Source organism: Mesorhizobium sp. M7A.F.Ca.US.007.01.2.1, from assembly GCF_003998165.1.
Lineage (GTDB): Bacteria > Pseudomonadota > Alphaproteobacteria > Rhizobiales > Rhizobiaceae > Mesorhizobium > Mesorhizobium ciceri.
In genome coordinates this window covers 1-9,301 of record NZ_RZQP01000234.1, presented here as the reverse complement: position 1 = coordinate 9,301, position 9,301 = coordinate 1, and the positions used below count along the sequence as shown (strand labels likewise).

Here is a 9,301-nt window from a genome sequence, read left to right as displayed (position 1 = left end):
TTCCATCAGTTTGCCCAGGTGCGAGCTGGCGGTCGGCAGCGAGACGCCGGCCTCGAGCGCCAGCTCGCTTGCCGTCAGCGCCGTGCCGCCCATCAGGGCATTTAGCATGTTTGCGCGTGCCGGGTCGCCGACCAGGCTGGCGATGCGGGCGATGTCGGGTCCTTCGCGCATAGTTCGTTCCTCATCGAAGCGTTCTTGTCAGATAATCACTATTCTCCGGTGAGATCAAGGAGACGACGATGGCCGCACGAACCGCTTTCCCCTCAGCCCCGCTCCACAGCCGTCGGTTCTTCCCGTTCGTCAGCTGGTTGCGTTCGCGGCTGCTGGCCCGCTGGTATGACCGCCATCTGCAGCGTCTCGACCTTGCCGAGATCGATAACCATCAGCTGCGCGACCTTGGCCTGACGCCGCAAGACGTGCGCCGCGAATGCGCGAAGTCCTTCTGGCAGCCCTAGCAGACCAGTCGGCACGACGTTTCGATGCCGTTCAAACTATCGACGCAGCCCCGAGGAGACCACAATGACCATCACCTGCTTCATCCGCTACGAGATCGACCCGTTCGGCAAGGCGGCCTTCGAGGAGTATGCGCGCAACTGGGGCCAGGCCATTCCGCGCTGCGGCGCCGATCTGATCGGCTATTACGCGCCGCATGAGGGCTCGGCGACGACCGCCTATGCGGCCTATAACATCGAAAGCCTGGCCGCCTACGAAGCCTATCGCGCCCGGCTTGCCGCCGATCCCGCCGGCAAGGCAAACTACGAGTTCGCCAAACGCGAGAGATTCATCCTGAAGGAGGATCGCATGTTCCTGAAACTGGCCTCAGGCCCGCACGCGAAACTGGTGCTGCCGTGATTGCCGTCATCTTCGAGGTCGAACCGGCGGAGGGCCGGCGCGATGCCTATCTGAGCATCGCCGCGGACCTGCGTCCGCTGCTCGACGGCATTGACGGCTTTCTCTCCATCGAGCGTTTTCAGAGCCTGGCCGATCCGAACCGCATCCTGTCGCTGTCGTTCTGGCGAGATGAGGAAGCCGTGAAGGACTGGCGCAACACCGAGGAACACCGGCAGGCGCAGAAGGCCGGTCGCGGCGGCATCTTTGCCGGCTACCGATTGCGCATCGCCCATGTCGTGAGGGACTATGGGCTGACGGAGAGGGACGAGGCGCCTAGGGATAGCCGGGCGGTGAATGGGTGAGTGGTAGCCGATCGCCGCGCCGTCGCCCCCTCATCCGGCCGCTTCGCGGCCACCTTCTCCCCCAGGGGAGAAGAGTTGCCGCCGACACCAAAAGTCTCCTCTCCCCTCGGGGAGAGGTTAGCCGAGCGAAGCGGAGGCTGGGTGAGGGGGCACTTTGCGCTCACGCATTCCCGATCAGCACGCCGGCCGCGAACACCAGGGCGCCGCCCAGCACCACCTGGAAGGCGGCGCGCAGGAAGGGCGTCTGCATGTAGCGGTTCTGGACAAAAGCGATCGCCCACAATTCGAAGAACACCACCACCGCGGCAACCCCGGTCGCCGTCCAGAAATGCGGAATGAGATAGGGGAGTGCATGCCCGAGACCGCCCAGCGTCGTCATGATGCCGACGGTCAGACCGCGCTTGAGCGGCGAGCCGCGGCCCGACAGCTTGCCGTCGTCTGAAGCGACTTCGGTGAATCCCATCGAAATGCCGGCGCCGATCGAGGCGGCAAGCCCGACCAGCAGCGTCTGCCAGGTGTCATGCGTGGCAAAGGCGGCAGCAAAGATCGGCGCCAGTGTGGACACCGATCCGTCCATCAGCCCGGCCAGCCCTGGTTGCACATAGGTGAGGATGAACTGGCGCTGCTCGGCGGCGGTCTCTTCGTCCTTCACTTCGCCCGGCACATGTTTCTGCTCCAGCCGCTGCGCCAGTGTCTCATGGCCCAGTTCGGCCACCGCCAGATCGTCGAGCAGTTTTCGCGTCGAGGCATCCGCCGTGCGCTTGGCAGCCTCGACATAGAAAAGGTAGGCTTGCCGCTCCATCGCCTCGGCCTGGCTGCGCACGTGCTCGATGCCGAGCGGCCGGACCAGCCAGTCGGGCTTGCGCTCGTAATAGCCCTTCACATGTTCGCGCCGGATCAGCGGAATGCGCTCGCCGAAACGCTTGCGGAAAAGCTCGATCAGCGAATCGCGATGGCCATCCTCTTCCTCGGCCATCTCCTCGAACACTTTTGCCGATTGGGGGAAGTTTTCCGTCAGGCCGTCGGCATAGGCCCGATAGATGCGACCGTCATCCTCCTCGGACGAAATGGCCAGCGCCAGGATCTCCTGTTCGGAAAGCGATTCGAAGGGGCGGCGGCCGAAGCCGAAAACACGGGAAAGCATGAGGAATTCACCCTAGTTTAGAATAGTTCTAAACTAGGGCTCAAGGTGCCTCCGGTCAATTGCGCGCTTGGGTCGCGGTCAAGAATTGTTGAAGCTCGCATGCCGGGCCGACCCCTTCATTATCAGTGAATGTTCACCTATATAATTCAACCCAGCCAGAACAAGGAACCCGCAGATGACGGCAAAACAGCCTCCGCATCCCTATGACCCAAAGCCCGTTCTCGATCTCATCGCCAGCATCGAAGCCGATCTGCAGCGCCTGAAAGGCCTGGTCGAGCAGCAGGTCGAGAAATTCGACCCCGCCAATCCGCACAACAAGGCGCCGGACGGCAAACTGACCGAGGAAGGCGTCGAGTGCTGCTACCGCATGTTCGACGAGGGCAAGTCGCGCTATTCGGTCGCCCAGCAGATGAAGATATCCTTTGCCGCCGCCAGCCACCGCTTCAACAACTGGCGCAAGCTGGGTGGGAGCAAGAGGCAGAGGACGCTGTTGGGGTGAACTCGTGGGACGGCGGCGGGACGGCGCCCCCCTCTGTCCTACCGGACATCTCCCCCACGAGGGGGAGATTGTCAGCTTCATTAGGTGTGCCCCTTCTTCAACGTTGGAAATTGGCGAAAGCGGATACTCAGCCGATCTCCCCGCCCGTGGGGGAGATGTCCGGCAGGCCAGAGGGGAGGCGTGCAGCCGAGGCGTTGGCGACCGCCTCGCTAAACCTTGTAACGGTCACATTTTTCCCATGGTGCGCCGCCTGCCTTTGCGGGCATCATGGAAAGACCCCTGTCCACTGGACCTCACATGACCGCCACCATCCCTCCCGGCATCGCCGACATCCACGCCGCCGCCGCGCGTCTCGCCGGCCTGATCGTCGAAACCCCGTTGATCGAATCGCAGGAGCTGAACAAGCGCTTCGGCGGCCGCATCCTGTTCAAGCCGGAGACGCTGCAGCGTACCGGCTCGTTCAAGTTCCGTGGTGCCTACAACAAGCTGTCGTCGCTGAGCGACGAAGAACGCAGCCAGGGCGTCGTCGCCTTCTCGTCGGGCAATCATGCGCAGGGTGTCGCCGCTTCGGCCGCGATGTTCGGCGTCAAGGCGGTCATCGCCATGCCTTCAGACGCGCCGGCGATGAAGATCGCTAACGTCCGCAAGATGGGGGCGGAGGTGGTGCCGTTCGACCGCTTTCGCGACGACCGCATGAGCGTGGTTCGCCCTTACGTGGAAAGAGGCATGGTGCTGGTGCCACCCTTCGACGACCCGGCCATCATTGCGGGCCAAGGCACGATCGGCCTCGAATTGATGCGCCAGGCAAAAGCGCTTGGCGTCGACCTCGACGCGGTCGTCATTCCCTGCGGCGGCGGCGGCCTGGCCAGCGGCATTTCGGTTGCCGTCAAGGACGCCTCGCCCGACACTGCGGTCTGGGCGGTGGAGCCCGAGCATTTCGACGACACCCGCCGGTCGCTGGCCGCCGGCGCCAGGGTGTCGAACGAACCCGGCCACGCGTCGATCTGCGACGCGATCCTGACCGCGGAGCCCGGCCTGATCACCTTCGAGATCAACCGCAGGAACCTGGCAGGCGGCATCGCCGTCTCCGACAAGGCGACGGCACAGGCGATGCGCGACGCCATGGCCTATCTCAAGCTGGTGGTCGAGCCCGGCGGCTGCGTGGCGTTGGCGGCGCTGTCGTCGGGCGAGATCGAACTGTCCGGCAAATGCGTTGCCGTGGTGCTGTCCGGCGGCAATGTCGATTTCGGCACTTATGCCGGGATCATGGCGGCGGCTTGAGACGAGATGTCCAAGGGGTCCGACATGGATCTGAGGCAGGTTTCGCCTTGGATCACTCCTCGCCCGCCTCCAAATCGTCGGCGGGCTGAACATGGTCATCTACCGCCCGCTCACGCGTTCTGAGCTGCCCGACGATACGGCATCCCTTGCCCGCACTCTCATCGGCAAGATCGTGGTGCGCGAACTGCCCGAAGGCATCGCCAGCGGCCGCATCGTCGAGACCGAGGCCTATGTGACCGGTGACGCCGCCGGGCACGGCTATCGGGGGATGACCCCGCGCAACCGTTCGCTGTTTCTCGACGCTGGGCACGCCTATGTCTATCTCGCCTACGGCATCTCCTACATGCTCAACGTCTCGAGCGAGATGGCAGGGGTCGGAACCGGCGTGCTCATCAGGGCGCTCGAACCGCTCGAAGGCATTGCGCTCATGCGGCTCAATCGCGGCATCGACCGCTTGCGCGACCTTGCGCGAGGACCGGGAAGGCTGGCCCAGGCGTTGCGGATCGATCGTTCGCTCGACGGGCTCGATCTCTGCCGCAAAGGCCCGCTATGGCTGGCAACCGACGAGCATCAAGCCGGCGACATCGCCCAAGGCATCCGGATCGGCATTACAAAGGATGCCGATCGCCCGCTGCGGTTTTACGTCAAGGGGAGCGCCTTCGTCAGCGGCCCGAAATCGCTCAACGGTTAGTGGCAGTTACAAACCATGGAGATTGGCGAAAGCATTTCTCCCTTCGTCATCCACGGGCGGAGCAAGGAGCAAAGGCTGGTACCAAGACTGGAGGTCGTGCGGCGTCTAATCCAGCGTCCGCCTGAATCGCACCAATGCTACGCCGGCAAACAAAGCCACGAACACCACCAGCCAGCCGATCTCCGTTGCCACCGCCGGCAGTTCGGCCCCCTTCAGCATCACCGCGCGGGTGATGCGCAGGAAATGCGTCAGCGGGAAGATCTCGCCGAAGATTTGTGCCCAGTCCGGCATGCCGCGATACGGGAACATGAAGCCGGACAGCATGATCGACGGCAGGAAGAAGAAGAAGGTGAGTTGGAGCGCCTGCATCTGCGTGCGGGCGATGGTCGAAATCGTGTAGCCGAGCAGCACCAGCGCCAGCACGAAGATCAGCACGGCGGTCAGGAGCAGCGACATCGATCCGGTGAAGGGGATGGCGAACAGAAGTTTCGCCGCCGCCAGCACCACCACCACCTGCACGCCGCCGACCGCCAGATAGGGCAGCACCTTGCCCATCATGATCTCGAGCGGGCTGGACGGCATCGCCAGCAGGTTCTCCATCGTTCCGCGCTCGGTCTCGCGTGTCAGCGCGATCGAAGTCATCATCACCATGGTCATCTGCAGGATGACGCCCAGCAGGCCGGGCACGATGTTGTATTGCGAGATGCCTTCGGGATTGTAGCGCCGGTGTACGACGACATCGAGCTGACCCTTGGCGGCCTCGGCGGCGGCTTCCTGCGTGCCTTGCGCCCTCAGCAGCGCCTGGCTGGCGACTGTGCCGAGCGTCGAGATGGCGCCGCTGGCCACCGCCGGGTCGGTGGCGTCGGCCTCGATGAGTATCTGCGGGCTGTTGCCGCTCTCCACCCTCCTGGCGAAATCGGCCGGGATGGTGACGACGAAGGCAACGTCGCCGCGCGATATCAGGAACTCGGCCTCGGCGGCACTTTGCGCGACATGGTCGAAACGATAGTAACCGGTGGTCTGCAGCGCCGCGACAATGGCGCGCGTATAGGGATCGTTGCTCGTCGCCACGAGTGCTGCCGGCAGGCTTTTCGGGTCGTTGTTGATGGCGTAGCCGAAAAGCACCAATTGTATCAGCGGCACGCCGAGCATCATGGCGAAGGTGATGCGGTCGCGCCGCATCTGGATGAATTCCTTGATCAGCAAGGCGCCAAGCCGGGCGAAGGAAAAGACGCTGTTCATGCCATGTTGTCCTTCGAGCCGGACATGAACTGGATGAAGACGTCCTCGAGGCTGGTTTCGCCGGGCGAAACTTTCACGCCCTTGTGCTCTCTCTCGACATCGGCAAGCGCGGCTTCGAGCTTCTTCTGGTCGGAGCCGACGACATGCAGCGTCGCGCCGAACGGCGCCACCTGATCGACGCCGGGGCGGCCCTGAAGCGCTTCGGCGACCTGATCGAGGCGCGGACCCTGCAGGACGAAGGTGGTCAGCCCGGCATTTTTCACCACTTCGGCGACAGTGCCGGTGGCCAGCATCTTGCCATAGGAGATGTAGCTGATGCGGTGGCAGCGCTCGGCTTCGTCCATATAGTGGGTGGAGACCAGCACGGTCAGCCCGCCGCTGGCGAGGCGATGGATCTCGTCCCAGAACTCGCGCCGCGCCTTCGGGTCGACACCGGCCGTGGGCTCGTCGAGCAGCAGCAATTTCGGCTTGTGCATGATGCAGGCGGCCAGCGCCAGCCGCTGCTTCCAGCCGCCCGACAGGGTGCCGGCCAGCTGGTTGCGGCGCGACGTCAGGCCGAGGTCCTCCAACGTGCTCGCGACATGCTCCTCGACCGGCTTCAGCCGGTAGAGCCGCGCCACGAATTCGAGATTCTCGCCGATCGTCAGATCCTCGTAAAACGAGAATTTCTGCGTCATGTAGCCGACTTCGCGCTTGATGCGCAGGCTGTCGGTGCGGATGTTGAAACCGAGCACCGTGCCTTCGCCCTCGTCCGGGGTCAGCAGGCCGCACATGATGCGGATGGTGGTCGTCTTGCCCGAACCGTTGGGGCCGAGAAAGCCGACGATCTCGCCCTCGGCAACCGACATCGTCACATGGTCGACGACGGTCTTGTCGCCAAAGCGCTTGACCAGGCCGTGGACGTCGATGGCGTTCATCTTGCGCTGTCCGCCAGATCGACATCGACGATCTGGCCGGGCTGCAGCGGGCCGGCATCGCCCTCCGGCCGCGCCTCGACGAGGTAGACCAGCTTCTGCCGGTTCTCGAGCGAATAGATCACCGGCGGGGTGAACTCGGGATCTGGCGAGACGTAGCTGACGCGCGCCTTAACATCCGGGCCGCAGCCGTCGCAATGGACGCCGAGCAAGGTGCCGACCTTGACCGAGGAGAAGGCGCTCTCCGGGATATAGACGCTGAGCTTGACCGCGCCGTCGGGCAGGATCGAAATCACAGGCGCGGTCGGACCTGATGTATCGCCCGGATTGCGGATGACGTCGTTGACGCGGCCGGGCGAAGGGGCGGCCAGCACCCGTTTCGACAGCCGCCACTGCGCCTGCTCCAACGCGGCCTGCGCCTGCTTGACCTGATTGTCGGCGGCCTTGATCGTCTCGGGGCGCGCCGGCAGGCCGCCGACGGCGAGATTGGATTTGGCCTGGCCGACCTGCGCATTGGCCGTTTCGAGCGTGGCCGACGCGGTGTCGAAATCCGCTTGCGTGCCGGCGCCGCGCTTGAACAGATCGGCGGCGCGGTCGTATTTGCGCTTGGCGTCGGCGGCCTGGGCGCTGGCCATATCGACCTCGGCCTTCAGCACGGCGATCTCTTCCGGCCGCTTGCCGATCTGCAGGTCGGCGAGTTGTGCCTGCGCCTGTGCAAGGCTTGCCTGCGCCTGCGCCACAGCGATCTTTGCATCGGCGCTTTCCAGCGTCACAACGGTGGTGCCGGGCATGACACGGTCGCCGCGCTTGACCGTGACGGTCTCTACCTGCGCCACCTCGATCGGCGCCAGCAGCACGTAGTCGCCTTCGACATAGCCGACGGCCAGCGGTGCTGCCGGGGCACAGGCCGAGAAGAGCTGCGCGGCGAGCGGCAGCGAACACAGAAAGCTCATGGTCTTTGCCCCTTTGTCTTTGCCCCTTTTCTGGCGGCCAGTATGGCCTTGAGATTGCCCGATGTGACCGCCACCACCTTGGCGGCCTCCGCGGCGCCGATATCGGGCCAGCCCATGCGGCGCATCACCGCCTCACGGCCGATGCGGAAATAGATGACCTGGCCGATCAGCGTGAACACGGTGAGCCTTGTGGCCTCGCTTTCGGCGGGCTCGCCAGTTGCCTGTTCCCACAGCTGGCACAGCCGGCGATGGCTCGGCTCGAAGACACCGTCATAGATACGATCGAGGGCTGCCGTTGGATGGGAAAGTTCGCGCAGGATGAACTGCACGATCTCACCGGCCTGCGGACTGGCCACGACAAAGCCGACCATTCGCTCCAGCGCCGCGAAGAGCTGCGCCTGCGCTGCCTCCGGACCGACCGGCGCGGGCGCCTGTGCATTGCCGAGCGCCGGTCCGGCGACCGTCTGGATGGTCTCGACGATAAAGTCGGCGGCGGCCGTGCGAAGACCCTCCTTGCCGCCGAAATGATAAGCGATCGAGCCGATATTGGCTTGCGCCTCGGCGGCGATCTCGCGCGTCGAGGTGCCGTCGAAGCCCTGCCGTCCGAACAGCTTCAGTGCCGCCTGGACAAGCGCCGCGCGCGTCATCTCGGCGGGCTCGCGACGAAGAACTTTGGGCTCAGGTAGTTTGATCATGAGCGCACTTTAATCAATCGATTGATTAAAGTCAACTTCTGTTCGTCATTGTCTTGCCATCGACGGCGGCAAACGCTTTAGTGCGCGGCCATGGGCAAGGAAGTCGAACGAAAATTCCTGGTCACCAGCACCGCATGGCGGGAGTTGGCCGAGGCCAATATCCGCATTCTCCAGTTCTATCTCGCTGCCGGCCCCGGACGCACAGTGCGCATCCGCATCAGCGACGGCACTTCCGCCAAGCTGACGCTCAAATTCGGCAGCAAAGCGCGCGAGCGCGACGAATTCGAATACCCGATCCCGCTGTCGGAGGCGGTGGAGATGCTGGACTTCGCCATCGGACGTGTCATCGAGAAGACACGTCACCATGTTAGGCACCGTGGCTATCTCTATGAAGTCGATGTCTTTGGCGGACCGCTTGCGGGACTTGTGGTCGCCGAACTTGAGACGCCGGAGGACGTGCCGGACGAAATGCTGCCCGACTGGCTCGGCCGTGAAGTCACCGGCGAGCAGAAATTCTACAACGCGTCGCTCGCCCTTGGTGGGATTCCGGAGATCGCCGCATGAGCTTTCGCATCGATCCGCGCCTGCCGCTGACCGGCGAGGTCAGGAGAATCCTTGCCGAGGAGATCGGCAAGGCGCTGCATCATCTTGACGCCGCACGGAGCCGGCCGGAACAGGCGCTGCACAAA

General features: G+C 64.0%; 13 protein-coding genes and 1 pseudogene. 8 read left to right on the top strand and 6 right to left on the bottom strand.

Features of this window, described 5'->3' with window-relative positions:
• On the bottom strand, window positions 1–171 hold a 171-nt coding region (locus EN949_RS28885), incomplete at its 3' end, for a winged helix-turn-helix domain-containing protein (RefSeq protein ID WP_164761921.1).
• Window positions 172–239: 68 nt separating this feature from the next.
• Between EN949_RS28885 and EN949_RS28880 the strand changes: the two genes are divergently transcribed.
• The 3 genes from EN949_RS28880 (at window position 240) to EN949_RS28870 (ending at window position 1,193) form a co-directional block, all read left to right on the top strand.
• The gene (locus tag EN949_RS28880; RefSeq protein ID WP_024502196.1) at window positions 240–455 is read left to right on the top strand and encodes a DUF1127 domain-containing protein; all 216 of its coding nucleotides are present in this window, start codon (window positions 240–242) and stop codon (window positions 453–455) included.
• Window positions 456–519: 64 nt separating this feature from the next.
• Window positions 520–852: an NIPSNAP family protein gene (locus EN949_RS28875; RefSeq protein ID WP_013528650.1), complete on the top strand. Its 333-nt coding sequence runs from the start codon at window positions 520–522 to the stop codon at window positions 850–852.
• Window positions 849–1,193 carry an antibiotic biosynthesis monooxygenase gene (locus EN949_RS28870; protein WP_127365451.1) on the top strand — a complete coding sequence of 115 codons (345 nt, stop codon included), beginning with the start codon at window positions 849–851 and terminating at the stop codon, window positions 1,191–1,193. Before EN949_RS28875 ends, EN949_RS28870 begins: the two co-directional genes overlap by 4 nt.
• 160 nt (window positions 1,194–1,353) lie before the next feature.
• Here EN949_RS28870 and mbfA read toward each other — a convergent pair whose 3' ends face one another.
• A complete protein-coding gene (gene mbfA, locus EN949_RS28865) occupies window positions 1,354–2,337 on the bottom strand; it encodes an iron exporter MbfA (RefSeq protein ID WP_013528652.1) in 984 nt (327 codons plus the stop codon).
• A gap of 175 nt (window positions 2,338–2,512) precedes the next feature.
• On the opposite strand from mbfA, the gene EN949_RS28860 reads away from it, so the two are divergent.
• From EN949_RS28860 to EN949_RS28850, 3 genes are all read left to right on the top strand, one after another.
• The gene (locus tag EN949_RS28860; protein WP_024502197.1) at window positions 2,513–2,836 is read left to right on the top strand and encodes a hypothetical protein; all 324 of its coding nucleotides are present in this window, start codon (window positions 2,513–2,515) and stop codon (window positions 2,834–2,836) included.
• A gap of 297 nt (window positions 2,837–3,133) precedes the next feature.
• Window positions 3,134–4,117: a threonine/serine dehydratase gene (locus EN949_RS28855; RefSeq protein WP_127365452.1), complete on the top strand. Its 984-nt coding sequence runs from the start codon at window positions 3,134–3,136 to the stop codon at window positions 4,115–4,117.
• Window positions 4,118–4,208: 91 nt separating this feature from the next.
• Window positions 4,209–4,808, top strand: coding sequence for a DNA-3-methyladenine glycosylase (locus EN949_RS28850; RefSeq protein WP_127365453.1), 600 nt, complete (start codon window positions 4,209–4,211; stop codon window positions 4,806–4,808).
• A gap of 105 nt (window positions 4,809–4,913) precedes the next feature.
• On the opposite strand, the gene EN949_RS28845 is transcribed toward EN949_RS28850, so the two are convergent.
• The 4 genes from EN949_RS28845 to EN949_RS28830 are packed head-to-tail and all read right to left on the bottom strand — an operon-like array spanning window position 4,914 to window position 8,612.
• A complete protein-coding gene (locus EN949_RS28845; protein WP_013528655.1) occupies window positions 4,914–6,050 on the bottom strand; it encodes an ABC transporter permease in 1,137 nt (378 codons plus the stop codon).
• Window positions 6,047–6,967 carry an ABC transporter ATP-binding protein gene (locus EN949_RS28840; protein WP_127365454.1) on the bottom strand — a complete coding sequence of 307 codons (921 nt, stop codon included), beginning with the start codon at window positions 6,965–6,967 and terminating at the stop codon, window positions 6,047–6,049. Before EN949_RS28840 ends, EN949_RS28845 begins: the two co-directional genes overlap by 4 nt.
• Window positions 6,964–7,917, bottom strand: coding sequence for an HlyD family efflux transporter periplasmic adaptor subunit (locus EN949_RS28835; protein ID WP_013528657.1), 954 nt, complete (start codon window positions 7,915–7,917; stop codon window positions 6,964–6,966). Before EN949_RS28835 ends, EN949_RS28840 begins: the two co-directional genes overlap by 4 nt.
• Entirely contained in the window at window positions 7,914–8,612 is a 699-nt protein-coding gene (locus EN949_RS28830; RefSeq protein ID WP_027161229.1) for a CerR family C-terminal domain-containing protein, read from the bottom strand. Before EN949_RS28830 ends, EN949_RS28835 begins: the two co-directional genes overlap by 4 nt.
• A 90-nt stretch (window positions 8,613–8,702) precedes the next feature.
• On the opposite strand from EN949_RS28830, the gene EN949_RS28825 reads away from it, so the two are divergent.
• On the top strand, window positions 8,703–9,176 hold the full coding sequence (locus EN949_RS28825) for a CYTH domain-containing protein (protein WP_013528659.1): 474 nt from the start codon (window positions 8,703–8,705) through the stop codon (window positions 9,174–9,176).
• Window positions 9,173–9,301, top strand: a pseudogene (locus tag EN949_RS36770) (CHAD domain-containing protein); the annotation flags it as partial. The gene EN949_RS28825 and the pseudogene EN949_RS36770, both read left to right, overlap by 4 nt.